This window comes from Acidovorax sp. FJL06, assembly GCF_003852545.1.
In the GTDB taxonomy this organism is placed as follows: domain Bacteria; phylum Pseudomonadota; class Gammaproteobacteria; order Burkholderiales; family Burkholderiaceae_C; genus Acidovorax.
The window spans coordinates 54,109-79,254 of sequence record NZ_QAJR01000015.1 but is presented as its reverse complement, the minus strand read 5'-3'; the positions used below and the strand labels follow the sequence as shown (position 1 = coordinate 79,254).

Here is a 25,146-nt window from a genome sequence, read left to right as displayed (position 1 = left end):
CAGGTGGCAAAAATGGGCAGGAGGACAGTGGGCTCGGCCAGCGCCGGTCAAAACACCGGCGGGCGCTTGCCCAGAAAGGCGGTGATGCCCTCGCGGTGCTCTGCGCTGTCGGCATATCCGTAGGGGTCAGGCGTGCCGTTTACTATGTTTTCAATAGCTGATAGGGCTTGACCAGCGGGCGCTACGGGCGTTTTCAATGCCCGCATGGTTTGCTTGTTCATGCGTGCGGCCTGCGGCGCCAGGGCGGCCACCCGCAGCGCACTGCCCAGGGCCTCGGCGGCCACGGCGTCGTCGGCCACCACGCGGCTCAGAAAACCGCGCGCCAGCATCTCGGCAGCGCTGAAGGTGGCGGCTTCCAGCAGCATCTGGCGCGCCACCACCTCGCCCACCGCGCCCGCCACCAGCTGCGCCTCGCGCGGGGCCATGGGAAAGCCGAGCTTGGCGATGGGCGCGCCAAAGCGGGCGGCACTGCCCGCGATACGGATGTCGCAACAGCTCGCAATCTCGACCCCCGCGCCCATGCAGGCCCCGCTGATGCGGGCCACGATGGGCACATCGCAGGCCAGCATGGCGTTGAGCCCCCCCCACACGTCGCCCTCATGAAAGTCGCGCAGCGCGGCGGCATCAAAGCGGAAGGCCGGGTACTCGGAGATATCCCCCCCTGCGCAGAACGCGCCGCCGTCACCCTCGATGAGCACGCAGCGTGCGTCCGCATTGCGCTGGATGCCCTCAAAAACAGCACGCAATTCACGCCACATGGCGCGCGACATGGCGTTGAGCCGCCCTTCGTGGCGCAGCACAACATGCACCACACCACCCTCGCCCTGGCGGGCCTTGACTTCACCCGGCATGGTGCCCCTCAGTCCAGCTTGACGTCAGCGGCCTTCACCACCTGCGCCCAGCGTTTGACCTCGCCACTGACCATCTTGCCGAAGTCCTGCGGGCTCATCGTGCCGAACTCTGCGCCATTGCCGGCCCAGATGGCCTTGATTTCTTCCGACTGGCCGAGCTTGCGCACCTCGTCAACGATGCGCGCCTGCACATCGGCGGGCGTGCCCTTGGGCGTCCACAGGCCGTACCAGGTGGTGACCGTGTAGTCGGGCAACCCCACTTCGGCGGCGCAAGGCACGTCGGGGAAGGCCGGGTTGCGCTTGGCGCCCGCCACCATGAGGGCCTTGATGCGCCCGCCCTTGATGTGCCCGGCAGACGAACCCAGGCCGTCGAACATCATGTCCACCTGCCCGCCCACCAGGTCTGCGAGCGCCGGGCCGGCACCCCGGTAGGGGATGTGGGTGATGAAGGTCTTGGACTGGATCTTGAACAACTCCCCCGCCAGATGGTGCGAGCTGCCCGAGCCCGCCGAGCCGTAGTTGAACTTGGCGGGGTTGGCACGCACCAGGGCCAGGAACTCGCGGAAGTCTTTGACCGGCATGTTCTTGGGGTTGACCACCAGCACCTGGGGCACGCTGGCCAGCAGGGCCAGCGGCACGAAGTCCTTCTCCAGGTCGTAGTCGAGCTTGGGGTAGACGGAGGGCGCGATCACGTGGTGCGCGCCGCCCATGAACAGCGTGTACCCATCGCCATGCGCCTTGGCAGCAAAACTCGCGCCCACGTTGCCGCCCGCGCCGCCGCGGTTGTCGATCACCAGCGTCTTGCCGGTGATCTTGGCGAACTGTGCGGCCAGCGGGCGCGCGAAGGTGTCGGTGCCGCCCCCGGCCGGAAACGGCACCACCAGGTTCACCGGCTTGGCGGGCCAGGCCGAGGCCTGTGCCCAGCTGCTGCCACTGGCCAGGCCGAGGCCCGCAGCGGCAGCGCCCAGCAGCACATCCCGGCGTTGAATTCGCGATGGGTTCCTATTCATTCGCTTGTCTCCTGTCGTTGTAAAAATCGCCATCTGCAGCGCGGGCCAGACGCATTGCGCTACACCCGGTTGCGCCCAGCCAATCCATCGGCACATCGGTCCATTCATCGATCAATTCGTCGATCAATCCGTCGATCAATCCGTCGATCAATCCGTCTGCCAGGCCACCCGTCCATCAATCGCGGCACAGGCTGTCGATGTCCCCCGACACCGGCACCTTGCCCTGCGCGAGCAAGCTGCGGTGCTTGTCGATGCGTTTCAGGTCATACAGGTAATTCACCATCAGCCCGTAGGACTGCTTCAACCCCTTGGACGAGGGGTCGCCCGCCCAGTTGAGCCGCTCGACCCGCGCGCCATTGCCCAGGTGGAAGCGCGCCACCGGGTCCACCGGCTTGCCCTCCTGCATCTCGCGGCCCAGATAGTACGCGGCGCATTCCAGCAGCATCTGGCGTACCGGTGACTTGGCATCCAGCTCCAGCGCCTTGTCGATGGCGCCCAACAGGTGCGTGGCCTGCGGCGGCTCAAAACCCACAGCGCGGCCCAGCTCGGCCCGGCGCTTGTCGTCCAGGCGCTCCAGCATCGCGCCCGCATGTTTGGAGAGCCAGGCCCGGAAGCCCGGGATGGGCGACAGCGTGGCAAAGGTGCGCAGGCGCGGAAACTCGGCCGTGAGCGTCTCCACCACATGCTTGATGAGCGAATCACCAAAGCTCACGCCGCGCAAGCCCGTCTGCGTGTTGCTGATCGAATAGAAGATGGCCGTGGTGGCGCGGGTGATGTCCACCGGCGCGGCGGCCTCGTCCAGCAGCGGCGTGATGCTGGACGAGATCTTGTCCACCAGCGCCACCTCCACAAAAATCAGCGGCTCGCCCGGCAGGCGGGGGTGGAAGAAGCCGTAGCAGCGCCGGTCGCTGTCCAGGCGGTTCTTCAGGTCGGCCCAGCTGCGGATGTCGTGCACCGCCTCGTACTTGATGAGCTTTTCGAGCAGCGACGCGGGCGAGTCCCACGACAGGCGGCGCAGCTCTAGAAAGGCCACATCGAACCAGGTCGAAAACAGGTGCTCCAGCTCGGCATCGAGCGCCAACAGGCGCTTGTCGGCCTTGAGCAGCGGCAGGATCTCGGCGCGCATGTCCACCAGAAAATGCATGCCCTCGGGGAACACCGAGAACCGCTGCAGCAGCCGGGTGCGGGGCGACACCAGCGCGCGGCGCAGGCTGATCTCGGCCTGGCCCTCCTCGGCCGTGCCGGCCGCCGCCTCATAGCGCTGGCGGGCCGATTTGAAGCGCGTGGCGTCGGGTGCGAACTGCTCGCACATGAGCAGCCACATGTCGCGCCGCTCCTCCAGCTCGGCCTTGGCATACCAATCGGCGACGGCCTGGGCGCGGCGCCCGCCTTCGATCTCGCTCACCTGCGGGGCGACGACCTCCTGCAGGTCGGCCAGCAGGCGGCGCAGCGCGCGGGGCGACAGCGCCTCGCTCCCCCGGCGCAGCGTCGCGGCCAGGCGCTCGTTGGTGGAACGTGGCACGGCCACCTTGGCCACCACATCGGTCACGGATTTGTCGAGGGCCGACTTGGCCAGCTTGTCACCAGCCTTGTCGGCGGCGGGGGCACTGGTGCGCAGGCGCGACACGCTGCGGGCGATCCATTCGGGGGTGCTGTTCATCATGGTGTCAACCTCGATTGCTGATTGCGGGCGATGTCACGCAGCGCATCGCGCTGGCGCAACAGATGGGTGCGCATGGCCTCTTCGGCAGCGTCAGAGTCGCGCGCCTTGAGGGCGGCAAAAACGGCCAGGTGCTCGGCCAGGCTTTGCTGCAGGCGGCCCGGGGCATGCAGCGTCTGGTGGCGCGCCAAGCGCAGGATCTTGCGCAAATCGCCAATCACCTGGGCCAGCCAGCGGTTGTCGGCCAGCGTGATGAAGGCCTCGTGGATGGCGTAATTGGCCTCGTAGTAATCGGTGATGCGCCCCTCGGCCGCACACTGCTGCAGCCGCTGGTGCAGCAACTCCAGCGCCGCCACATCGGCCGCGCCCGCCTTGTGCGTGGCCTCGTGCGCCGCGCGGCCTTCCAGCAGCGCAATCACCGGGAACAGGTCGTCCAGGTCCTTGTCGGTGATCTCGGCCACAAAACAGCCCCGGCGCGGCTCGTGACGCAACAGCCCCTCGGCCACCAGCACCTTGAGCGCCTCGCGCAGCGGCGTGCGCGAGATTTCGAGCCGCTCGCACAGCGCGGCCTCGTCCAGAAAGCTGCCGGGCCGCAGATCCCCCGCAAAAATCTGGTCCCGCAGCCGCGAGGCGACTTCGTCGTGCAGGGAGTTCGGAACGGGACGCATGGTGGGCAGGGCTCCAGGGTCATCGACCCGCTGGGGTACTTGGTTGATCGCTTGATTCCAGTGGCGCGCACAGACCGGAAGGAGCCGCCGCAAACATGCAACGGACTCCCCACCTTTACTGTTCGCAACACACCGTTAAAAGCTGGTTACCGGGCGCATCGCTTCGCCATGCACGTAATTTCTCATAATTACGCAAAATAACAAGCAAAAAATGCGTGTTGAAGGGTTCGGTTACACAAAAGTGGGGGATTGCGGCGGTAGAGCAACGCGGAGGCTGGTCAGACTATGCCTACGCTCAAAAAAAGGGGCACTCGCCGCACTCCGGTCCTCCGGCTAGTCCCATCTCAGCGCGCCTGCCTGCCGCGTCCCCAGCGAAGACGGATTGACGATCGCAGCCCGACGGCCAGGAACGGTGTAGGCGGCTTACGCAACCGGACGCTCAACGTTGAAGCAGATCCACGAGCCGCGGCTCCAAACAGAAGGCCCAGAACGAAGCGAAGGTTTGAAGTGACCAGCCGTTGCAAGTAGGCTCCCGTGCCAGGCTAGACCTCATGAGTGCGAGCAAATACTGCCTGAAACGGATTGGAAGGCAGCGGCTGGATCGCCCACAGATGTCTATTGCCACTCCCGGGCCCTAAAACAATATTCGTAGCAATGCGCTCGTACTGATGATCGTAGGCCTTGTATTCGTGAATGCTGTTCTTTAAAGGCAACGAGCCGTAGCGCTCATAGAACACATTCAACAAATGCGCCTCAAAAACACGATATGCGTCGGGACTATTCCGAACACGCGGACAGCAAATGGCAACTTCGAGAGGGAATCTGAATCCCATCTCCTGCATGCGGATGGCCCACTTCCTGTGGGAGAGAAGGCGGCTCAAAAGATCGCCCTCTCCGATGTAGAGCACAGGCGTGTAACGTTTCGGGTAGTTGATCGCAAACGGCGGTCTCATGCGAATGACATAGACCGCGCGATCAATCAGCGTCATCGGCGCACCAACGTCAATAAGACGTTGCTCAATCTTCGATCTTGTTTCAGCAGGATCGTAGACGATCCAATGCCATGCGATTCTGACGTTCGCTGTCATTGCTCAGGTGAGGTCTAAAGTACAAGGTGAAGGGCGGCCGGAGCACAAAGCGCGCACGGCACCGTCAAGCATAGCGTGCAGGGTGTCTCGTTGACCCCAGGTTCTTCGACGGCACTTAGTGGACTGAGGGCAGGTCGGGCTGTGAATCAATGACCGGACTGGGGAGTGACGCTCGCAGTCGCCTTTGGGCCCGCAGCAACCGGTCAAGCGGCCGAATCCAGCGGGCACAAAGAATAGATTGACCGGCGGTTACCAAGAGCTTTGCAGTCAGCCGCGCAACTCATTGCTACCCATCGCCTGCGCTAGCCCCCGCAAACCGTCCTGATCTTGAGCGCACGCAGGGCCAGCTCTGGAGGCGCCGAAACTCCCCGGCAGCCCCCCCAAAAAAACCAACCCAAACCACCTACCCCACCCCCGCAAACCCCAGCACCAGGTGGTCAATCCACACCCGCAGCTTCGCGGGCAAAAACCGATTCGGCGGGTACAGCAGCCAGGCCGTGCCCGCATACGAGGTTTTGTGCTGCCAGTCCGGCAGCACGGCCACCAGGTCGCCCCGCTCCAGCGCGGCCCGCGCCGCAAAGCCCGGCAGGCTGGCAATGCCCAGGTGACTCAACGCCGCCTCCAGCCGCACCTCGCTGTGGTTGGCCACGTAGCGCCCACGCACGGCCACAGTGGCGGCTTCGCCCGCGCGTTCAAAACGCCAGTGCCGGTCGCGCTCGTCCTCGCCCAGGGTGATGCAGGCGTGCCGTTCCAGATCGCGCGGGTGCAGGGGGTGACCGCGCTCCGCCAGATATTGGGGGCTGGCGCAGATGCAGTGGTGCAAGCTGGCCAGCGGCCGCCCTGCCAGGCCGGGGGGCGGGGTGTCGGTCACGCGCAGGGCCAGGTCGATGGATTCCTCGAACAGGTCCACCGTGCGGTCGGTGATGAGCAGTTGCACATCCACCTCGGGGTACTTTTGCAAAAACGGTAGCACCAACGGGTGCACCAGCTGGCGCCCCACGGCCTTGGGCATGCTCATGCGCACCAGGCCTGAGGGCGCGGCAGAGTGGGTGTCGCTCAGCGCCCACACCTCGCGCGCGGCGGCCACCAAGGCCTGGCAGCGGCTGTAGGCGGCGGCCCCGGCGTCGGTGAGCTTGAGCTTGCGGGTGGTGCGCTCCAGCAGGCGCACGCGCAGCGTGCCTTCCAGCCGCGCCACCTGGCGGCTCACGGCCGACGGGGTGATGCCCAGTTGCCGGGCGGCTGCAGAAAAGCTGCCCGCATCCACCACGCGCGCGAACACCGCCATGTCGGGCAGGCTGTCGAGGGGTTGATTGATGCTCATTGGGCACAAATGCTGTTCTTGGATGGCGATTATCACCATGCATGAGCAAATCGATAATTTAAGTGCCCTGCCAGCCCCACGCAGAGCCCCTCCTCCACCCGCCGACCTGACCCGCTCGCCCCCCATGCACCCGACCCTGCCCCTCACCCCCGCCCCCCCCCTGGCTCCGCGCCTGTCTGACCTGGCGTTGCTGCTGGTCGCCGTGGTGTGGGGCACGAGTTATGGCGTGGCCAAGGGGGCGCTGGTGTTCTACCCGGTGCTGGGCTTTCTGGCCGTGCGGTTTTTGCTGACCTTTGCGCTGCTGCTGCCTGCGCTGCTGCGCGCCCCGGCGCCAGAGCGGCGCGATGCCCTGGCGACGGGTCTGCCCCTGGGCGCGTTGATGCTGGGCATTTTCTTGTGCGAGACCTTTGGGCTGGCGCTCACGCAGGCCAGCAATGCAGCCTTTCTGATCAGCCTGTGTGTGGTGTTCACGCCGTTTGCCGAATGGTGGCTGCTGCGCCAGCGGCCCGAGCGTGCGATGTTTGGTTTTGCCGCCGTCTCGCTGCTCGGCGCGGCCCTGCTCAGCGGGGGCTACTCAGGCCAGTGGGGCTGGGGCGACGCCCTGATGCTGGCCGCCGCCGTGCTGCGCGCCATCACCGTGTGCCAGACCACGCGGCTCACGCGCCGCCGCCACGCGCCCGTGCTGGCCCTCACGGCCGTGCAGGCGGGCGTGATCGGCCTGGGCAGCCTGCTGCTGGCGCTGGCCCTGCCGGGCACGCTGCCACCGCTGCCTTCGCTGGGCGATGGCAGCGCCTTCTGGCTGGCCTGCATCTACCTGGTGCTGGGCTGCACGGTGTTTGCGTTTGTGGTGCAGAACTGGGCCCTGCGCCACAGCCCGCCCACCCGCGTGGGCCTGCTCATGGGCAGCGAGCCGGCCTTTGGCGCGCTGTTTGCGGTGTTCTGGCTGGGCGAGCAGCTCAGCCCCGCCGCCTGGCTGGGCGGCGCGCTGATCGTGGGGGCAGCGCTGTGGACCATGGCCCGGCGGAGCCCATCGCCCGCCTGATTCTTCTTGGTCGCATCAGGGCTTGCTGGGCGCTGCGGTCTGGCTGATCTGGCCCATCAGCCGGTGATAGAACCGGATCGCATCCGCATAGTTGGCGACCTCCAGCCGCTCGTTGGTGCCGTGGAATCGTTTCAGGTCTTCTGAATTAGCGCGCACGGGCGAGAACTTGAAGATGTGGTCGCTGATGGCGCCGTAGTGCTGCGAATCCGTTCCCCCCACCATCAGGCCCGGGGCCACCAGCACGTCGGGGAAGACTTCGCGGATGGTCTGGTTGAGCAGGCGGTACTGGGCGGAGTCGGTGGGCGCCACCTTGGACGCATCCACCGCGCCCGGCAGCGTGCTCAGCTCCACCTGCACGGGGGGCGCGCTGATCTTGCTGCGCACATGGTCCATCACCTGCTCCTGGGTGTCGCCGGGCAGCAGGCGGAAGTTGACCGTGGCCTCGGCGCGGCCGGGCACCACGTTGTCGCGGTTGCCCGCGCTCACGATGGTCAGCGCCGTGGTGGTGCGCAGCATGGCGTTGGTGCTGGCCGCGCCTTCGAGCTGCTTTTGCACCACGGGGCGGAACAGCCACAGGTTGGACAGCACCACGCGGTTCACGCCGCCCATCTCGGGCGCGAGCGTGTCGAACAGCTCGCCCGCCACGCCATGGATGCCGCCGGGCATGGGCTCTTCGTCCAGGCGCTTGAGCGCGTCGCTCATCATGGCAATGGCACTGCTGCCCTTGTGCGGCGGCATGGACGAGTGCCCGGGCGTGCCCGACAGGGTCATCACCACCGACATATAGCCCTTCTCGGCCACGCCGATGACGGCGGCGGGCTTGGACAGGCCGGGCATCACGCCGTCCAGGATCAACAGGCCTTCGTCGATCACGAAATCCAGGCGCACCTTGCGCTCCTGCAGCAGCGCGGCGATCTTGGCGGCACCGCGCAGGCCGCCCACTTCCTCGTCGGCACCAAAGGCCAGGTAGATGGTGCGCTCAGGCGTGAAGCCGCTGGCCAGCAGCATCTCCACGGCCTCGAGCTGGCTCATGAGATTGCCCTTGTCGTCCCACGAGCCCCGGCCCCAGACGAACCCATCCTGGATGGCGCCGGAATACGGGGGCTGCGCCCAGTCGCCCTCGGTGCCGGGTGCCACGGGCACCACATCCTGGTGGGCCATGAGCATCACCGGCGCAGCCTTGGCATCCTTGCCGGGCCAGGTGTAGAGCAGGCTCAGGCCGCCCACCACCTCGCGCTGGAGCTTGGCATGCACCAGCGGAAACCGCTGCTGCAGCAGCGCATGGAGCTGCAGGAACTGGCCCATGCTGGCCTTGTCGTCATCGCGCGAGGATTCGGTGCGCAGGCGCACCGCCTCGGCCAGGCGCTGGGCCACGGCGGCATCATCCACCGGCAGGCGGGCGATGGGCGCCACGTCCAGCTGGCGCGAGCCCTTGCGTGCGGTGTTGATGCCCAGGGCCGCAGCCAGCAGCACCGCCAGGGCGAGCAGCCCCAGCAGGAGTTTCTTGATCATGTCTTTCGGAGCTTTCTCAGGGGGGAATCACCGAGGGCGTCCGCGCGCCAAGGCGCGGCACCACACCGGTAACCAAATGTTGCCCAAGCATAGTGCAACTTGCTCCCGCCCACCTTCGGGTGGGCGACATTCATGCACAGTGGCTGCGCGGGCGGCCGGCTGTTTTGGCGGGCATGAAAAATTGCCCCCACACTCCCCACTCCGTGTGGTCGCTCCCCAAGGGGCCGCTTTTCATCTTGGGGCGGCCCGGCGATGAAAAAGCCGCCGGCCCGGTGCAGCGCCAGCGGCTCATAGAACTACATTTTTGATAGCTGCTAGCGCTTATCCATCAAGCGCTACAGGGCGATTTATCTAGCACCCAACGCCACCACCGGCTGGCGCTGCGCCCACAGCCAGAGCCCGATGCCCCCTGCGACCATGGGCACGCACAGCCACTGCCCCATGCTCATGCCCAGCGACAGGATGCCCAGGAAGGCATCGGGTTCGCGGAAGTATTCAGCGATGAAGCGGAACACGCCGTAGCCAAACAGGAAGGCGGCCGCCACCTGGCCCGGGCGGCGTTCCTTGCGCGCGTACAGCCACAGCAGAATGAACAGCAGCAGCCCTTCCATCAGGAACTGGTAGACCTGCGAAGGGTGGCGCGGCTGCATCGAGCCGCTGTGCGCAAACACCATGCCCCAGGGCAGGTCGGGGCTGGCAAATCGGCCCCACAGCTCGCCGTTGATGAAGTTGCCCACGCGTCCCGCCGCCAGGCCGGTGGGCACGCAGGGCGCCACAAAGTCCGCCACCTGCAGCCACGGGCGCTGGCGCGAATGCGCAAACCACAGCATGGCCGCAATCACGCCCAGCAGCCCGCCGTGAAAGGCCATGCCGCCCTGCCACACGGCAAAGATCTCCAGCGGGTGGCTGAGGTAGTAGCCGGGTTTGTAGAACAGGCAGTACCCCAGCCGCCCACCGATGACCACACCGGCCACGCCCAGGAAGAGGATGTCCTCCACGTCCTTGCGCGTCCAGGCGGCCGGGCCGGTGATGGAGGCAAAGGGCTCGTGCCGCAGGCGCCGGATGCCCAGCAGCATGAACAGGCCAAAGGCCGCCAGATAGGTAAGGCCGTACCAGTGGATGGCCAGCGGGCCGATCTGCAGTGCGACGGGGTCGATGTGGGGGTAGGTCAACATGGTGGGCGGTATTGTGCCGCGCCGTGGATGGCCCCAGGCTTGCCACCCCAATGCAAATGCTTCTGATCCCGGTGCGCATGCAGACCGGGCCGGCGGGGACATTCACCCCAAAGGGCGAAGGCCAGCGCGATACTCCCCGCTTCAAGACAAGGACAACAACATGCAGGGCAACCCACAAGTCATCGACTATTTCAAGGAACTGCTGCGCGGCGAGCTGGCCGCACGCGACCAGTATTTCGCGCACTCGCGCCTCTATGAGGACCAGGGCTTCATCAAGCTCTACACCCGCCTGGACCACGAGATGCAGGAAGAAACCCAGCACGCCGACGCGCTGCTGCGCCGCATCCTCTTCCTGGGCGGCCGCCCGGACATGCGCCCCAACCCCTTCACCCCGGGCGAGACCGTGCCCGAGATGCTGAAAAAGGACCTGGCCACCGAATACGAGGTGCGCGCCGCCCTGCAAAAAGGCATGGCCCTGTGCGAAAGCGTTGGCGACTACGTGAGCCGCGACCTGCTGCTGGCCCAGCTGCGCGACACCGAGGAAGACCACGCCTACTGGCTGGAGAAGCAGATCGGCCTGATCGACAAGATCGGGCTGCAGAACTACCTGCAGTCGCAGATGGGCAGCGCTACGGAATAAAATGGGCCCTAGCGCTTGTCCATCAAGCGCCAAATGCTATCAAAAACAAAGCAAACACCCACAAAAAAGCCGCACCCTCGGGATGCGGCTTTTTTGATGGTGGAGGGGTGTCGCCCCCTCCCCTGCGGCCGGTCAGTCTTCCAGCAGCGACAGGTCGCGCACGGCGCCCTTGTCGGCCGACATCACCAACTTGGCATAAGCCTTGAGCGCGGCCGAGACCTTGCGCGGGCGTGGCTGCGCAGGCTTCCAGCCCTTGGCGTTCTGCGCTTCGCGGCGGCGGGCCAGCTCTTCGTCGCTCACCAGCACGTTGATGCTGCGGTTGGGGATATCGATGCGGATGCGGTCGCCGTTCTGCACCAGGCCGATGGCACCGCCGGCGGCGGCTTCGGGCGAGCAGTGGCCGATCGACAGGCCCGAGGTGCCGCCCGAAAAGCGGCCGTCGGTCAGCAGCGCACAGGCCTTGCCCAGGCCCTTGGACTTGATGTAGCTGGTGGGGTACAGCATCTCTTGCATGCCGGGGCCGCCCTTGGGGCCTTCGTAGCGCACGATGACGATGTCGCCGGCCTTCACCTTGTCGGCCAGGATGTTGGCCACGGCCTCGTCCTGCGACTCGGTGACATGGGCTGTGCCCTCGAACACCAGGATGCTTTCGTCCACACCGGCCGACTTGACCACGCAGCCGTCCACCGCGATGTTGCCGGTCAGCACGGCCAGGCCGCCTTCCTTGCTGAACGCGTGGTCGTACGAGCGGATACAGCCCTCGGCGCGGTCCAGGTCCAGGCTGGGCCAGCGGGTGGCCTGGCTGAACGCCACCTGCGTGGGCACGCCGGCGGGGCCTGCCATGTAGAAGGTGCGCACGGCGTCGTCCTGCGTGCGCACGATGTCCCACTGGTCCAGCGCATCCTTCAGCGTGGCGGTGTGCACCGTGGGCACATCGGTGTGCAGCTTGCCCGCACGGTCCAGCTCGCCCAGGATGGCCATGATGCCGCCTGCGCGGTGCACGTCTTCGATGTGGTACTTGTTGGTGTTGGGCGCCACCTTGCACAGCTGCGGCACCACGCGCGAAAGGCGGTCGATGTCGGCCATGGTGAACGGGATCTCTGCCTCGCTCGCAATCGCCAGCAGGTGCAGGATGGTGTTGGTGGAGCCGCCCATGGCGATGTCCAGCGTCATGGCATTTTCAAACGCCTTGAAGCCCACCGAGCGCGGCAGCACGCGTTCGTCGTCCTGCTCGTAATACTGCTTGGCGATCTCGACGATGCGGCGGCCGGCGCGCTTGAACAGCTGCTCGCGGTCGGCGTGGGTGGCCACCACGGTGCCGTTGCCGGGCAGCGACAGGCCCAGCGCCTCGGTCAGGCAGTTCATCGAATTGGCGGTGAACATGCCCGAGCACGAACCGCAGGTGGGGCAGGCCGAGCGTTCCACCTCGGCCACGTCGGCGTCGGAGTAATTGCTGTCGGCGGCGATCACCATCGCGTCCACCAGGTCGAGCTTCTTGAACTCCATGACCTTGGTGACGGGGTTGGCCAGGCGCGTCTTGCCGGCTTCCATGGGGCCACCCGAGACGAAGATCACCGGGATGTTCAGGCGCATGGCGGCCATCAGCATGCCGGGCGTGATCTTGTCGCAGTTGGAGATGCACACCATGGCGTCGGCGCAGTGGGCGTTGACCATGTACTCGACCGAGTCGGCAATGATGTCGCGGCTGGGCAGCGAATACAGCATGCCGTCGTGGCCCATGGCGATGCCGTCGTCCACGGCGATGGTGTTGAACTCTTTGGCCACGCCGCCAGCGGCTTCGATCTCGCGGGCCACCAGCTGGCCCAGGTCCTTCAGGTGCACGTGGCCGGGCACGAACTGGGTGAATGAATTGACCACCGCGATGATGGGCTTGCTGAAATCATCGTCTTTCATGCCGGTGGCGCGCCACAGGGAGCGCGCGCCTGCCATGTTGCGACCGGCGGTGGAGGTTTTGGAACGGTAGATGGGCATCGTGCTGGCTTAGGGAATATCGCGGGGAAGTGAAGCGGGCCACGGGAATACAGACCCCTCTCGCACCCGTCGCAACAGCCTCTTGAGCCGTGCAGGGGGCAAACCTGTTAATTATCGCCCACCCTCATATGGGCCCGCCTGGGGCGGCGGCATTGGGGATTGCAGGGACAGCCCCCACGCTCTGCGACGGCGCTGGCAGAATGATCCATTCCGCTCCAGTCCCCAACCCCGACTATCAGGACGCCCCACGATGACCGACTCCAGCAAGCCCTCCGCGCCCATCAACCGCCGCAGCGCCAACATCACCCAGGGCAAGTCGCGCGCCCCCAACCGCTCCATGTACTACGCCATGGGCTACGAAGAAGGCGACTTCGTGAAACCCATGGTCGGCGTGGCCAACGGCCACAGCACCATCACGCCCTGCAACAGCGGCCTGCAGAAGCTGGCGGACGCGGCCATCGCCGGCATCGAGGAAGCGGGCGGCAATGCCCAAGTGTTCGGCACCCCCACCATCAGCGACGGCATGGCCATGGGCACCGAAGGCATGAAGTACAGCCTGGTGAGCCGCGAGGTGATCAGCGACTGCATCGAGACCTGCGTGGGCGGCCAGTGGATGGATGGCGTGCTGGTGGTCGGCGGCTGCGACAAGAACATGCCCGGCGGCCTGATGGGCATGCTGCGCGCCAACGTGCCCGCCATCTACGTGTACGGCGGCACCATCCTGCCGGGCCACTACCAGGGCAAGGACCTGAACATCGTGAGCGTGTTCGAGGCCGTGGGCGAGAACGCTGCGGGCAAGCTGAGCGACTTTGACCTCAAGGAGATCGAAAAGCGCGCCATCCCCGGCACCGGCTCGTGCGGCGGCATGTACACCGCCAACACCATGTCCAGCGCCTTCGAGGCCCTGGGCATCAGCCTGCCCTACTCGTCCACCATGGCCAACCCGCACGACGAGAAGATGAACTCTGCCAAGGAATCGGCCAAGGTGCTGATCGAGGCCATCAAGAAGGACATCAAGCCCCGCGACATCGTGACCCGCAAATCCATCGAGAACGCCGTGGCCGTCATCATGGCCACCGGCGGATCGACCAACGCGGTGCTGCACTTCCTGGCCATCGCCCACGCGGCGGGCGTGGAGTGGAGCATTGACGACTTCGAGCGCGTGCGCGTGAAGACCCCCGTGCTGTGCGACCTGAAGCCCAGCGGCAAGTACCTGGCCGTGGACCTGCACCGCGCAGGCGGCATTCCGCAGGTGATGAAGGTGCTGCTCAAGGCCGGCCTGCTGCACGGCGACTGCATCACCATCAGCGGCAAGACCATTGCCGAAGTGCTCCAGGACGTGCCCGATGTGCCGCGCGCCGACCAGGACGTGATCCGCAACATCGACAACCCCATGTACGCGCAGGGCCACCTGGCCATCCTGAAGGGCAACCTCAGCCCCGAAGGCGCCGTGGCCAAGATCACGGGCCTGAAGAACCCCGTGATCACCGGCCCGGCCCGCGTGTTCGACGACGAGCAATCGGCCCTGGAAGCCATCCTGGCCGGCAAGATCAAGGCCGGCGACGTGATGGTGCTGCGCTACCTGGGCCCCAAGGGCGGCCCCGGCATGCCCGAGATGCTGGCCCCCACCGGTGCCCTCATCGGCGCCGGCCTGGGCGAAAGCGTGGGCCTGATCACCGACGGCCGCTTCTCCGGCGGCACCTGGGGCATGGTGGTCGGCCACGTGGCGCCCGAAGCGGCTGCCGGCGGCACGATCGCCTTCGTCAACGAGGGCGACAGCATCACCATCGACGCGCGCCAGTTGCTGCTGGAACTGAACGTGCCCGAAGCCGAGATCGCCAAGCGCCGCGCCGGCTGGACGGCGCCCGCACCGCGCTACACGCGGGGCGTGCAGGCCAAGTTCGCGTTCAATGCATCGAGCGCGAGCAAGGGTGCGGTGCTGGACGCGTATTGATCCATCCGCAGAGGCGGGCTGGGCGGGAGCTGAATTTGCACCGCCCATCCTCGCGCTCTGGACCCAGCAACAAAAAACGCCCGAAGCGCATGGCTGCGGGCGTTTTTGTTTTTGGCGCTCGTGCGCCCATTTGCTCAGCGCGGCTTGCGCGGCCGAATGCCCAGGGCTTCCTTGTGCTTGTTGATGCGGTCTTGTTTGCGCTGGTCCATCTTCTCCATGGCCTTGCGCTTGGTGTAGCCCGTGGAATCGGCCCAGGCCCACCACAGCGCCGTGGCGGCAAAGGGGGCCAGCACCCACCACCAGGACCAGGTGGCCACGGGGCCGATTTCAAAATATTTCAGTGCCAGCATGAGAAGGGAAAGACCCAGCAGATACATCGCAATCTCCAGAAAATGCCGTCACGGGCTTGATTGACGAGGGACAAGGGGATGTCAACCCAAGTCACTACAATTCCATTAAAAGCACTGTAACTCAACCACAGGAAATCCCACCATGAAGCGTACCCTGATCACCCTTGCCATGACGCTGTCGGTTGCGGCCCCCGCAATGGCCGATCTGGCCCTGGCAACCTCGAAGAACTGCATGGCCTGCCATGCCGTGGACAAGAAACTGGTGGGCCCCGCATACAAGGAAGTTGCGGCCAAATACGCCGGTCAAAAGGATGCCGTGGACAAGCTGGCCGCCAAGATCATCAAGGGCGGCTCTGGCGTCTGGGGCCCTGTGCCCATGCCCGCCAATGCACAAGTCAACGACGCCGAAGCCAAGAAGCTGGCTGCCTGGGTGCTGACGCAGAAGTAAAGTAAAGCACTGTTTGCGATTCTGCTGTTCTGGGGTGCAGCCCCCGGGACAGCGGCAAAAAAAGCCGCGCCACAAGAAATGTGGCGCGGCTTTTGTTTTGGGGCCTTGCAAGCGCTGAGCGCTGGCGCTGTGACTACAGCGCCTTGTGGAACCATTGGCTCGCGGCTTCGATCACTGGCGGTGAGTGAACGGCCAGGGTTCGGTGGCCACATCACATCGCTGCGCGATATGAGTGTCCCCGAATCCGGCAAGCGCTGCGCGCTGGCGCCGTTGCACGTTGCACGGCGCCTTCTGGATCAGTTGGTCTGGGCCAACTGATCCAGGATTGCGGGGTTTTCCAACGTGCTGGTGTCCTGCGTGATGGCTTCGCCCTTGGCGATGCTGCGCAGCAGGCGGCGCATGATCTTGCCGCTGCGGGTCTTGGGCAGGTTGTCGCCGAAGCGGATGTCCTTGGGCTTGGCGATGGGGCCGATTTCCTTGGCGACCCAGTTGCGCAGTTCGTTGGCGATCTGCTTGGCCTCTTCGCCTGTGGGGCGCGAGCGCTTGAGCACCACAAACGCGCAGATGGCTTCGCCAGTCACATCGTCGGGGCGGCCCACCACGGCGGCCTCGGCCACCAGGTCGGTCTTGGCCACCAGGGCCGATTCGATCTCCATCGTTCCCATGCGGTGGCCCGACACGTTCAGCACGTCGTCGATGCGGCCGGTGATGCGGAAGTAGCCCCGGTCGGCGCTGCGCACGGCGCCGTCGCCGGCCAGGTAGTAGCCCTTGAGCTCTTCGGGGAAGTAGCTCTTCTTGAAGCGCTCGGGGTCGTTCCAGATGGTGCGGATCATGCTCGGCCAGGGGCGCTTGATGACCAGGATGCCACCGGCGCCGTTGGCCACATCGTTGCCGGTTTCGTCCACGATGGCGGCCGTGATGCCGGGCAGGGGCAGCGTGCAGCTGCCGGGCACCAGCGGCGTGGCGCCGGGCAGCGGCGTGATGACATGGCCGCCGGTTTCGGTCTGCCAGAAGGTGTCCACGATGGGGCAGCGCTCGCCGCCCACGTTCTTGTGGTACCACATCCAGGCTTCGGGGTTGATGGGCTCGCCCACGCTGCCCAGGATGCGCAGGCTCGACAAATCAGAGCGCGCGGGGTGCACGGCCTCGTCGGCTTCGGCCGCCTTGATGAGCGAGCGGATGGCGGTGGGGGCCGTGTAGAAGATCGTGCACTTGTGGCGCTCGATCATCTGCCAGAAGCGGCCCGCGTTGGGGAAGGTGGGGATGCCTTCAAAGATGATCTGTGTGGCGCCTGCGGCCAGCGGGCCATAAGCGACGTAGGTGTGGCCCGTGATCCAGCCAATATCGGCCGTGCACCAGAACACGTCGTCGGCGCGCAGGTCGAACGTCCAGTCCATGGTCATCTTGGCCCACAGCAGGTAGCCGCCGGTGCTGTGCTGCACGCCCTTGGGCTTGCCGGTGGAGCCGCTGGTGTAGAGGATGAACAGCGGGTGCTCGGCGCCCACGGCCACAGGAGCGCATTCGCTGCTCTGGCCTTGCAGGGCCTCGGCAAAGGTCTTGTCGCGCCCGGCCACCATGGCGCAGGCCGTGGCCGTGCGCTGGTAGACGAACACATTGCGGAGGGTGCCGCAGCCGCCCATGGCCAGGGCTTCGTCGATGATGGCCTTGAGCGGCAGCTCCTTGCCGCCGCGCATCTGGTAGTTGGCGGTGATCACGGCCACGGCGCCCGCGTCGATGATGCGCTCGTGCACGGCCTTGGCGCTGAAGCCGCCAAACACCACGCTGTGCGTGGCGCCGATGCGCGCGCAGGCCTGCATGGCGATCACGCCTTCGATGGTCATGGGCATGTAGATCAGCACGCGGTCGCCCTTGGCCACGCCATGGGCCTTGAGCGCGTTGGCGAACTGGCTCACACGGGCCAGCAGCTCCTTGTAGGTGATCTTGGTGACGGTGCCGTCGTCAGCTTCAAAGACGATGGCCGTCTTGTTCTCGGTGGGGGTGCCAATGTGGCGGTCCAGGCAGTTGGCCGAGGCGTTGAGCTCGCCGTCAGCAAACCACTGGAAGAAGGGGGCGTTGGATTCATCCAGCGTGCGCGTGAAGGGCTTGGTCCACTGCAGGTTGCCCTGCGCCTGGCGCGCCCAGAAGCCTTCGAAGTCCTTCTCGGCCTCGGCGCACAGTGCGTCGTAGCCGGCCATGCCGGACACGCGCGCGGCTTTGACAATGGCGTCCGAAGGGGGGAACACGCGGTTCTCGACCAGCACGGACTCGATGGCGGATGTGGACGCACTCATGGATTTGTCTCCTGGATCTAGTGAAATTGGGCGGTACTGTCGGACCCGGCACTTACAGGCCACTGACTGGCACGAAGCTTACAGGCCCGGCCACGGGCCTGCGGCGCCCCCTGCGCTCCAGCCACAAACCTGCCGGGCGCAGGGTTGTCACGCTCGCCCCCTAAAATCGCGCCTCTCCAACCTATTGCGCGTGACATGTCCACCCCTAAACCCACCCCCTCCTCCGCGCCGCTGCGCCCCCTGCCGTCGATGATTTTCGCCAGCCGGTGGCTGCAATTGCCACTGTATCTGGGCCTGATCCTGGCGCAGGCGGTGTATGTGTTCCATTTCTGGGTGGAGCTGGTGCACCTGATCGAGGCGGCGTTTGGCAACACTGCGGCGCTGCAAAGCCTGGTGTCCAGCATTGGCTACAAGAGCGACTACCAGGTCACGGCGCTCAACGAGACCATCATCATGCTGGTGGTGCTGGCGCTGATCGACGTGGTCATGATCTCCAACCTGCTGATCATGGTGATCGTGGGCGGCTATGAAACCTTCGTCTCGCGCCTGCACCTGGAGGACCACCCCGACCAGCCCGAATGGCTGAGCCATGTGAACGCCTCGGTGCTCAAGGTCAAGCTGGCCACCGCCATCATCGGCATCAGCTCGATCCACCTGCTCAAGACCTTCATCAACGCGGCCAACTACGACCTCAAGGTGCTGATGTGGCAGACCATCATCCACACCGTGTTCCTGCTCAGCGCCCTGGCCATTGCACTCACCGACCGGTTGATGTCGCACACAGGCGACAAGCACTGAGACGGAGCCCCCACCGCACGCCTGGGCCCGCCCGGCCCGGCGTGCAACCTGCATGGTGATGCAGAAAAATCGCCCACAGCGCTGGATGCACAAGCGCAACCAGCTATCAAAAGTGAAGCAACCACCTCTTCACTGAGCGCCCCGCGCTCCCATATTTCTCCCCATTCGGGCGGCACAGTGCAGGCAGTACCCACCCGAAGGAGAAACCCATGGACCGTATCCCAGCCCCCGCCCTGCCGGCGCAGCCTCCCGCCAACCGCCGCCTTGCAATCACCGCCCTGGGCTCCCTGGGCATGGCCTCGCTGCTGGGCTGCGGCGGCGGCAGCGACGCCACCAGCACCACCGATACCAGCACCGGAACGGGCACGGGCACTGCCACAGGAACAGGCACCGGCACGGCAACCGGCTCCGGAAGCGGAACAACGGGGACGGGCACGGGCACCACCACGACCTGCTCGGTCGCCCCTGAGGAAACCGCAGGCCCCTACCCCGCCGATGGCTCCACGGCCAGCAACAACACCTACAACGTGCTGGCGCTCAGCGGCATCGTGCGCTCGGACATCCGAAGCTCCATCGGCTCGTCCACCCAGGTTGCGGGCGTGCCCCTCACCATCACCATCACGCTGACCAACACCAAGGCCAGCTGCGCCCCGCTGGCGGGCTACGCGATCTACCTGTGGCACTGCACGCAGGACGGCAACTACTCGGTCTACACCTCGAACAACATCGCCGACAACCACCTGCGCGGCGTGCAGGCCACCGATGCCAGCGGCACCGTCACCTTCACCACCATCGTGCCCGGCTGCTACGCGGGCCGCATGCCCCACATGCACCTGGAGGTGTACCCCACGCTGGCCTCGGCCACCAAGGCGGCCAACAAGGTCAAGACCACCCAGCTGGCCTTCCCCACCGCGATGCTCAGCAGCATCTACAACAGCAACACGGGCTACAGCGCCAGCGTGCGCAATCTGGCGGCCATCAGCTTTGCCACCGACAACGTCTTCAGCGATGGCACCGATCTGGAGATGACCACCATGCAGGCCAACACAGGCGGAGGCTACGCCGCCAGCATCACGCTCTCGATCGCGGCCTGATTCCGCCCCAAGACCTTCACCTTTCAAGGCCCCTCCATGCACTCGATCCGCACGTCTCTCGTCCGCCTGGCCCTTCTGGCCCTGGGCGCCACCACCCTCACCGCCTGGGCCCAGCCGGAGCGCGGCGGCACCCCGCCCGCACCGCCCCCCGAGGCCTATGCGGCCTGCAAGGGCAAAGCCGAAGGCGCGGCCGTCACGCTGACCATGCCGGACGGTAAAACCCTCCCCGGCACATGCCGCACAATGAACGGCACCCTGGTGGCCCAGCCCGCCGGCGGGCCTGGCGGCCCCGGCGGCGCGGGTGGCCCGCCACCTGCCCGCTGACCGCCATCGCAGCCCCATGCCCCACCTGACCCTGCACCGCAAAGCCTTCATCGCCCTGGCCGCCCTGCTGGTGGCCCTGCTGCTGATCTTTGCGGGTTTCTCGCGCCTGGGCCTGCAGCGGGGCCTGGGGCCGTATGTGGCCGAGATCGAGCTGGGCCGCATGGACTGGCTGGCCGAACGCCTGCAGTCCCACCACACCCAGGCAGGCGGATGGGACAGCCTGCGCAACCAGCCCATGCTGTGGGGCCGGCTCACGCACCCGGGCGGCCCGCGCCGGCCCGGCCCCCCCCGCCCAGAAGAAGGTGCCCAGCCCCCCGGCGACCTGCGGGACGCGCCCCCCGGCCTGCCCCCCGGTCAGGCAGATGCAGCAGCCCCGCCGCCACCGCCGCCCGACAAGCTCCGCACCGAGGGCCGGGGCAGCTTTCCGCCCCAGCGCCACCCCGACGACATCCACCCCCGCCTGGGCCTGGTGGATGCGCAAGAGCGCCTGGTGATAGGCACCGCGCCCCAGCCCGGTGGCGCGCGCCTGGCACTGCATGGCCTGGACGGCCAGACCATCGGCCACCTGGTGCTGGCGCCGCCCCAGGGCGTGCGCAGCGAGGCCGACCAGGCCTTCCTGGCCCAGCACCTGGGCTTTGTGGCGTGGACAGGCCTGGCCGGGCTGGCGCTGGCGCTGGTGCTGTCGGGCTGGCTGGCCCGGCGCTGGCTGGGCCCGGTCGAAGCCCTGGCCACCGGCGCACGGGGCATCGCCCAAGGCCACCTGCACACCAGGGTGCCCGTGCATGGCAATGACGAACTGGCCCAGCTGGCCCGCACCTTCAACACCATGGCCGAACAACTGAGCAGCATCGAGGCCAGCCGCCGCCAATGGCTGGGCGACGTGGCCCACGAGCTGCGCACCCCCCTGGCCGCCATGCGCGCCGAGATCGAGGCCGTGCAGGACGGCATCCGCCCCTTTGACGACAAGACCGCGCTGCGCCTGCACCGCCAGGTGATGCGGCTGATCCAGCTGGTGGGCGACCTGCGCGCCAGCCTGGATGCGGCGGGCACCAGCGCGCCCTCGGCCCAGGTGCCCGTGCACCCGCTGTCGCTGCTGGCCGAAGCGCTGGCGTCGATGCGCCCGCGCCTGGCGCAGGCGGGCATTGGTGTGGATGCCACGGACCTGGACGCCCTGGCCACGCAGGAGCCTGCACCCCTGGTGCGGGGCGACGCGCAGCAACTACACCAGGTGTTCATGAACCTGCTCGAAAACAGCCTGCGCTACACCGACGCGGGCGGCCTGCTGCAAATCACGGCACGCGCAGTGGCGGCACCCGGCGGTGCGGCCCACCTGCGGGTGCTGCAGGTGCAGCTGGACGACAGCGCCCCCGGCGTGCCCGCGCACGAGCTGCCGCGCATCTTCGAGCGCCTGTACCGCGCCGAAACCTCGCGCAACCGCGACCACGGCGGCTCGGGCCTGGGGCTGGCGATCTGCCGCGCCATCGTGCTGGCGCATGGCGGCACGCTGACGGCGCAAGCATCCCCCTTGGGCGGCCTGCGCGTCACGCTGCAGATCCCCCTTCTCGACAACACTGCACCATGAACCACCGCATCCTCGTCGTCGAAGACGAACCCGACATCGCCGCCATCGTGGTGGACTACCTGCGCCACGCGGGCTACACCGTCGAACACCAGGCCGAAGGCCGCGCCGCGCTGGCCAGCATCGTTGCCACGCCGCCCGACCTCACGCTGCTGGACATCATGCTGCCCGGCCTGGACGGCCTCGACATCCTGCGGCAGGCGCGGCGCCACACCCAGCACCCCATCATCCTGCTCACGGCCCGCGTGGAAGAGGTGGACCGCCTGATCGGCCTGGAGCTGGGCGCGGACGACTACATCTGCAAGCCGTTTTCGCCACGCGAGGTGGTGGCCCGCGTCAAGGCCGTGCTGCGCCGCACAGCGCCCCTGGTGGGCGTGGAAGGTGTGGCCGTGGCCCTGGTGCTGGACGAGCCCCTGTGGCAGGCCACGCTGCATGGCACGCCGCTCAACCTCACCCGCCGCGAATTCAAGCTGCTGCAGGTGCTGGCGCGCCAGCGGGGCCGCATCTTCTCGCGCGCCCAGCTGCTGGACCAGGCCTATGACGACACGCTGGACGTGAACGAGCGCGCCATCGACAGCCACATCAAGAACCTGCGCAAGAAGCTCAAGGCCGCCAGTGGTGATGACACCGATTGGATCCGCTCGGTGTATGGCGTGGGCTTTGCGCTCGACCCGGGCGCAACGAACTGAGCCAGCGTGCCGCAGTGTCGCGCAGGTGCGGCCACGGAGGGTGGCCGACCGGGGCCCGCCGCTAAACTGGCGCTTTCGCCCCTGCCGACCCTGCACAGCGCAGTGCCCCCTCCGGCCCTGTGCCCAGAGAGCCCGCCACCATGTCCGCCACCACCCTGCCCGAGCCCTCCGCCAGCCTTGAACACCCCCTGCAGCGGCCCTTCTTGAGCCCGGCCGAGCGCGAGGCCATCAACCGCGGCCGCTGGTTCGCGGCGCTCACGCCCTCGCTGCGGCACGACATCTTCCGGCTGGGCCGCGTCACGCGCTATGCGCATGGCCAGGCGATCGTCCTGCAGGGCGAACCCGCCCAGGACTGGTTTGCCTGCGCCAGTGGCGCCATCCGCTTTCGGCGCACCACACCCGCAGGCAAGCAGGTGACGCTGGCCTATGTAGAGCCCGGCATCTGGGTGGGCGAGGCCGAGGTGCTGCACGGCGGGCCCAACACCTACGACGGGCATGCCCACGGGCCCACCACGGTGCTCAGCCTGGCCGAGGGCGTGTTCCGCCAGCTGCTGCGCGCACACCCCGAGTTTGGCGAGGCGCTGCTCACGCTGCAGGCACGGCGCATGCGCTACCTGTACTGGATGATGGAAGACATGGCCACCCTGCCCCTGCGCGCACGGCTGGCCAAGCAGCTGCTGCATGTGCTGCGCCGCTTTGGCGAGCGTGCCGCCATGCCGGGCCAGCGCGGCGCCATCGGGCTGTCGCTGGTGCAGGACGAGCTGGCGCAGCTGCTGGGCGGCTCGCGCCAGCGCATCAACGTGGAACTCAAGTGGATGGAGCGCGAGGGCATCATCGGCATCCACCAGCGTAGCATCGTGGTCTACCAGCAGGATCAGCTCGAAGCGCTGGTGCAGCAGGAGGTGTCCGACGCCCGGGCCGAAACAATGGGCGGGAGCCAGGGCGATTCGCCGCGCTGAGAACCGGTGAGGAGGCAGACCGCCCCGTCAGCCCGATCCCTCCCGCCACACCTCAAACCATCAAATTTGATAGCAAACAGCGCTTGATGGACGCGCGCAAACGCCTGTTTTCTTCATAAATCCAGTGGCATACAGGGCACACTGGGGGCGCAGCACCCCACGCTGGCGTCAACGCCCCACCATCTGCGCGGGCACCACCCACTGGTCAAACTGCTCGCCCGTCACATGGCCCGAGGCCACGGCCGCCGCGCGCAGGCTGGTGCCTTCCTTGTGCGCCTTCTTGGCAATGAAGGCGGCCTTGTCGTAGCCAATGTGGGGGTTGAGTGCCGTCACCAGCATCAGCGACTGCTCCACCAGGTCGTTGATGCGCGCCTGGTTGGGCTTGATGCCCACGGCGCAATGCTCGTTGAAGCTGGCCATGCCATCGGCCAGCAGGCGCACGCTCTGCAAAAAATTGTGGATGACCAGGGGGCGGAACACGTTCAGCTCGAAGTTGCCCGAGGCCCCGCCGATGTTGATGGCCACGTCGTTGCCCATCACCTGCGCGCACAGCATGGTCAGCGCCTCGCACTGCGTGGGGTTGACCTTGCCCGGCATGATGGACGAGCCCGGCTCGTTCTCGGGGATGGTGATCTCGCCCAGCCCGCTGCGCGGGCCGCTGGCCAGCCAGCGCACATCGTTGGCAATCTTCATCAGGCTGGCCGCCAGGGTCTTGAGCGCGCCATGGGCATGCACCAGCGCATCGCAGCTGGCCAGGGCCTCGAACTTGTTGGGGGCGGTGACCAGCGGCAGGCCGGTCAGGTCGGCCAATTCCTTGGCCACCGCGTGCGCATAACCGGCGGGGGCATTGAGCCCCGTGCCCACGGCCGTGCCGCCCAGGGCCAGTTCGCCCAGGTGGGGCAGCGCGGCGCGCACATGCTGCTCGCCATGCTGCAGCTGCGCCACCCAGCCCGAAATCTCCTGGCCCAGCGTGAGCGGCGTGGCGTCCTGCAAATGCGTGCGGCCGATCTTCACGATGCCGTCCAACGCCTGGGCCTTGGCCGCCAGCGTGGTGCGCAGGCCGTGCAGCGCGGGCAGCAGGCGGTGCATCAGCGCGTCCACCGCTGCCAGGTGCATGGCGGTGGGGAACACGTCGTTGCTCGACTGGCTCTTGTTCACCTCGTCGTTGGGGTGCACCAGGCGCGCCTCGCCGCGCGGGCCGCCCAACAGTTCGCTCGCACGGTTGGCCAGCACCTCGTTCATGTTCATGTTGGTCTGCGTGCCCGAGCCGGTCTGCCACACCACCAGCGGGAACTCCTGCAGGTGGCCGCCGCCTATCACCTCGTCCGCCGCTGCCACGATGGCGGTGGTCTTGGCCGCATCGAGCAGGCCCAGCGCGTTGTTCACATAGGCACTGGCCCGCTTGACCTGGGCTAGCGCGCGGATCAGCTCCGGCGCCATGCGCTCGCCCGAGATGGCGAAGTGGTGCAGCGAGCGCTGCGTCTGCGCGCCCCACAGGCGCTGGGCAGGCACGTCGATGGGGCCGAAGGTGTCTTTTTCGGTGCGGTATGCGGTCGCGTCGGGGGTGGAGGTTTTCACGGTGGGGCCTTGCCGCTCGGTGAGCGAATGGGAGTGGAATGAAACACCAGACCGCAGCATACCCACCGCAGGCCACGGCGCGCCACCACCCCTCTTCTCCCCTGACAGGCCCGCGCAAGCCCG

Annotated in this window: 23 protein-coding genes; 10 read left to right on the top strand and 13 right to left on the bottom strand. The window is 66.8% G+C overall.

Features of this window, described 5'->3' with window-relative positions; all coding sequences use genetic code 11:
• Positions 1 to 47: 47 nt before the first annotated feature.
• From DBV10_RS09440 to DBV10_RS09415, 7 genes are all read right to left on the bottom strand, one after another.
• Entirely contained in the window at positions 48 to 851 is an 804-nt protein-coding gene (locus DBV10_RS09440; RefSeq protein WP_124512915.1) for an enoyl-CoA hydratase/isomerase family protein, read from the bottom strand.
• Positions 852 to 859: 8 nt separating this feature from the next.
• Positions 860 to 1,861, bottom strand: coding sequence for a tripartite tricarboxylate transporter substrate binding protein (locus tag DBV10_RS09435; protein WP_124512913.1), 1,002 nt, complete (start codon positions 1,859 to 1,861; stop codon positions 860 to 862).
• Positions 1,854 to 2,012: a hypothetical protein gene (locus DBV10_RS22780; RefSeq protein ID WP_158616813.1), complete on the bottom strand. Its 159-nt coding sequence runs from the start codon at positions 2,010 to 2,012 to the stop codon at positions 1,854 to 1,856. The genes DBV10_RS09435 and DBV10_RS22780 overlap by 8 nt, the downstream gene beginning before the upstream one ends.
• A gap of 24 nt (positions 2,013 to 2,036) precedes the next feature.
• Entirely contained in the window at positions 2,037 to 3,521 is a 1,485-nt protein-coding gene (locus DBV10_RS09430) for a malonyl-CoA decarboxylase (protein WP_124513071.1), read from the bottom strand.
• On the bottom strand, positions 3,521 to 4,189 hold the full coding sequence (locus DBV10_RS09425; protein WP_124512911.1) for a GntR family transcriptional regulator: 669 nt from the start codon (positions 4,187 to 4,189) through the stop codon (positions 3,521 to 3,523). Before DBV10_RS09425 ends, DBV10_RS09430 begins: the two co-directional genes overlap by 1 nt.
• 542 nt (positions 4,190 to 4,731) lie before the next feature.
• A complete protein-coding gene (locus tag DBV10_RS09420; RefSeq protein WP_124512908.1) occupies positions 4,732 to 5,277 on the bottom strand; it encodes a hypothetical protein in 546 nt (181 codons plus the stop codon).
• Between the two features lie 403 nt (positions 5,278 to 5,680).
• On the bottom strand, positions 5,681 to 6,598 hold the full coding sequence (locus tag DBV10_RS09415) for a LysR family transcriptional regulator (protein ID WP_124512906.1): 918 nt from the start codon (positions 6,596 to 6,598) through the stop codon (positions 5,681 to 5,683).
• A 124-nt stretch (positions 6,599 to 6,722) separates the two neighbouring features.
• Between DBV10_RS09415 and DBV10_RS09410 the strand changes: the two genes are divergently transcribed.
• A complete protein-coding gene (locus tag DBV10_RS09410) occupies positions 6,723 to 7,640 on the top strand; it encodes a DMT family transporter (protein WP_124512904.1) in 918 nt (305 codons plus the stop codon).
• A 15-nt stretch (positions 7,641 to 7,655) separates the two neighbouring features.
• On the opposite strand, the gene DBV10_RS09405 is transcribed toward DBV10_RS09410, so the two are convergent.
• Both DBV10_RS09405 and lgt read right to left on the bottom strand, forming a co-directional pair.
• Positions 7,656 to 9,152, bottom strand: coding sequence for a M20 family peptidase (locus tag DBV10_RS09405; RefSeq protein ID WP_124512902.1), 1,497 nt, complete (start codon positions 9,150 to 9,152; stop codon positions 7,656 to 7,658).
• A 347-nt stretch (positions 9,153 to 9,499) separates the two neighbouring features.
• Positions 9,500 to 10,327: a prolipoprotein diacylglyceryl transferase gene (gene lgt, locus DBV10_RS09400; protein WP_124512900.1), complete on the bottom strand. Its 828-nt coding sequence runs from the start codon at positions 10,325 to 10,327 to the stop codon at positions 9,500 to 9,502.
• A gap of 160 nt (positions 10,328 to 10,487) precedes the next feature.
• On the opposite strand from lgt, the gene bfr reads away from it, so the two are divergent.
• Entirely contained in the window at positions 10,488 to 10,967 is a 480-nt protein-coding gene (gene bfr / locus DBV10_RS09395) for a bacterioferritin (protein ID WP_124512898.1), read from the top strand.
• Between the two features lie 132 nt (positions 10,968 to 11,099).
• Here bfr and ilvD (DBV10_RS09390) read toward each other — a convergent pair whose 3' ends face one another.
• Positions 11,100 to 12,959, bottom strand: a complete 1,860-nt coding sequence (gene ilvD, locus DBV10_RS09390) for a dihydroxy-acid dehydratase (RefSeq protein ID WP_124512896.1) — start codon at positions 12,957 to 12,959, stop codon at positions 11,100 to 11,102.
• A 250-nt stretch (positions 12,960 to 13,209) separates the two neighbouring features.
• Here ilvD (DBV10_RS09390) and ilvD (DBV10_RS09385) point away from each other — a divergent pair, with 250 nt between their 5' ends.
• Entirely contained in the window at positions 13,210 to 14,913 is a 1,704-nt protein-coding gene (gene ilvD / locus DBV10_RS09385; RefSeq protein WP_124512894.1) for a dihydroxy-acid dehydratase, read from the top strand.
• A 134-nt stretch (positions 14,914 to 15,047) separates the two neighbouring features.
• Here ilvD (DBV10_RS09385) and DBV10_RS09380 read toward each other — a convergent pair whose 3' ends face one another.
• Entirely contained in the window at positions 15,048 to 15,290 is a 243-nt protein-coding gene (locus DBV10_RS09380; RefSeq protein WP_124512892.1) for a TIGR04438 family Trp-rich protein, read from the bottom strand.
• Positions 15,291 to 15,405: 115 nt separating this feature from the next.
• On the opposite strand from DBV10_RS09380, the gene DBV10_RS09375 reads away from it, so the two are divergent.
• On the top strand, positions 15,406 to 15,711 hold the full coding sequence (locus tag DBV10_RS09375; protein ID WP_124512890.1) for a c-type cytochrome: 306 nt from the start codon (positions 15,406 to 15,408) through the stop codon (positions 15,709 to 15,711).
• Between the two features lie 296 nt (positions 15,712 to 16,007).
• Here the strand turns inward: DBV10_RS09375 and acs are convergent, their stop codons facing one another.
• Positions 16,008 to 18,002, bottom strand: coding sequence for an acetate--CoA ligase (gene acs / locus DBV10_RS09370; RefSeq protein WP_124512888.1), 1,995 nt, complete (start codon positions 18,000 to 18,002; stop codon positions 16,008 to 16,010).
• A 195-nt stretch (positions 18,003 to 18,197) separates the two neighbouring features.
• Here acs and DBV10_RS09365 point away from each other — a divergent pair, with 195 nt between their 5' ends.
• From DBV10_RS09365 to DBV10_RS09340, 6 genes are all read left to right on the top strand, one after another.
• On the top strand, positions 18,198 to 18,800 hold the full coding sequence (locus tag DBV10_RS09365) for a TIGR00645 family protein (RefSeq protein WP_124512886.1): 603 nt from the start codon (positions 18,198 to 18,200) through the stop codon (positions 18,798 to 18,800).
• Between the two features lie 209 nt (positions 18,801 to 19,009).
• Entirely contained in the window at positions 19,010 to 19,894 is an 885-nt protein-coding gene (locus DBV10_RS09360; protein WP_124512884.1) for an intradiol ring-cleavage dioxygenase, read from the top strand.
• A 36-nt stretch (positions 19,895 to 19,930) separates the two neighbouring features.
• Positions 19,931 to 20,218 carry a hypothetical protein gene (locus DBV10_RS09355; protein WP_124512882.1) on the top strand — a complete coding sequence of 96 codons (288 nt, stop codon included), beginning with the start codon at positions 19,931 to 19,933 and terminating at the stop codon, positions 20,216 to 20,218.
• Between the two features lie 16 nt (positions 20,219 to 20,234).
• On the top strand, positions 20,235 to 21,800 hold the full coding sequence (locus DBV10_RS09350) for an ATP-binding protein (RefSeq protein ID WP_124512880.1): 1,566 nt from the start codon (positions 20,235 to 20,237) through the stop codon (positions 21,798 to 21,800).
• Positions 21,797 to 22,486, top strand: coding sequence for a response regulator (locus DBV10_RS09345; protein WP_124512878.1), 690 nt, complete (start codon positions 21,797 to 21,799; stop codon positions 22,484 to 22,486). Before DBV10_RS09350 ends, DBV10_RS09345 begins: the two co-directional genes overlap by 4 nt.
• 140 nt (positions 22,487 to 22,626) lie before the next feature.
• The gene (locus DBV10_RS09340; RefSeq protein ID WP_124512876.1) at positions 22,627 to 23,445 is read left to right on the top strand and encodes a Crp/Fnr family transcriptional regulator; all 819 of its coding nucleotides are present in this window, start codon (positions 22,627 to 22,629) and stop codon (positions 23,443 to 23,445) included.
• 168 nt (positions 23,446 to 23,613) lie between these two features.
• Here DBV10_RS09340 and fumC read toward each other — a convergent pair whose 3' ends face one another.
• On the bottom strand, positions 23,614 to 25,023 hold the full coding sequence (gene fumC, locus DBV10_RS09335; RefSeq protein ID WP_124512874.1) for a class II fumarate hydratase: 1,410 nt from the start codon (positions 25,021 to 25,023) through the stop codon (positions 23,614 to 23,616).
• Positions 25,024 to 25,146: the final 123 nt, after the last annotated feature.

Bases quoted from the DNA above. Each gene is read 5' to 3' on its own strand.
- lgt (WP_124512900.1), bottom strand. From the start codon at position 10,327: ATGTTGACCTACCCCCACATCGACCCCGTCGCACTGCAGATCGGCCCG.
- DBV10_RS09430 (WP_124513071.1), bottom strand. From the start codon at position 3,521: ATGAACAGCACCCCCGAATGGATCGCCCGCAGCGTGTCGCGCCTGCGC.
- ilvD (WP_124512896.1), bottom strand. From the start codon at position 12,959: ATGCCCATCTACCGTTCCAAAACCTCCACCGCCGGTCGCAACATGGCA.
- DBV10_RS09435 (WP_124512913.1), bottom strand. From the start codon at position 1,861: ATGAATAGGAACCCATCGCGAATTCAACGCCGGGATGTGCTGCTGGGC.
- bfr (WP_124512898.1), top strand. From the start codon at position 10,488: ATGCAGGGCAACCCACAAGTCATCGACTATTTCAAGGAACTGCTGCGC.
- DBV10_RS09375 (WP_124512890.1), top strand. From the start codon at position 15,406: ATGAAGCGTACCCTGATCACCCTTGCCATGACGCTGTCGGTTGCGGCC.
- DBV10_RS09420 (WP_124512908.1), bottom strand. From the start codon at position 5,277: ATGACAGCGAACGTCAGAATCGCATGGCATTGGATCGTCTACGATCCT.
- DBV10_RS09365 (WP_124512886.1), top strand. From the start codon at position 18,198: ATGTCCACCCCTAAACCCACCCCCTCCTCCGCGCCGCTGCGCCCCCTG.
- DBV10_RS09440 (WP_124512915.1), bottom strand. From the start codon at position 851: ATGCCGGGTGAAGTCAAGGCCCGCCAGGGCGAGGGTGGTGTGGTGCAT.
- DBV10_RS09360 (WP_124512884.1), top strand. From the start codon at position 19,010: ATGGACCGTATCCCAGCCCCCGCCCTGCCGGCGCAGCCTCCCGCCAAC.
- DBV10_RS09345 (WP_124512878.1), top strand. From the start codon at position 21,797: ATGAACCACCGCATCCTCGTCGTCGAAGACGAACCCGACATCGCCGCC.
- acs (WP_124512888.1), bottom strand. From the start codon at position 18,002: ATGAGTGCGTCCACATCCGCCATCGAGTCCGTGCTGGTCGAGAACCGC.
- DBV10_RS09350 (WP_124512880.1), top strand. From the start codon at position 20,235: ATGCCCCACCTGACCCTGCACCGCAAAGCCTTCATCGCCCTGGCCGCC.
- DBV10_RS09405 (WP_124512902.1), bottom strand. From the start codon at position 9,152: ATGATCAAGAAACTCCTGCTGGGGCTGCTCGCCCTGGCGGTGCTGCTG.
- DBV10_RS09410 (WP_124512904.1), top strand. From the start codon at position 6,723: ATGCACCCGACCCTGCCCCTCACCCCCGCCCCCCCCCTGGCTCCGCGC.
- ilvD (WP_124512894.1), top strand. From the start codon at position 13,210: ATGACCGACTCCAGCAAGCCCTCCGCGCCCATCAACCGCCGCAGCGCC.
- DBV10_RS09415 (WP_124512906.1), bottom strand. From the start codon at position 6,598: ATGAGCATCAATCAACCCCTCGACAGCCTGCCCGACATGGCGGTGTTC.
- DBV10_RS09355 (WP_124512882.1), top strand. From the start codon at position 19,931: ATGCACTCGATCCGCACGTCTCTCGTCCGCCTGGCCCTTCTGGCCCTG.
- DBV10_RS09340 (WP_124512876.1), top strand. From the start codon at position 22,627: ATGTCCGCCACCACCCTGCCCGAGCCCTCCGCCAGCCTTGAACACCCC.
- DBV10_RS09380 (WP_124512892.1), bottom strand. From the start codon at position 15,290: ATGTATCTGCTGGGTCTTTCCCTTCTCATGCTGGCACTGAAATATTTT.
- DBV10_RS09425 (WP_124512911.1), bottom strand. From the start codon at position 4,189: ATGCGTCCCGTTCCGAACTCCCTGCACGACGAAGTCGCCTCGCGGCTG.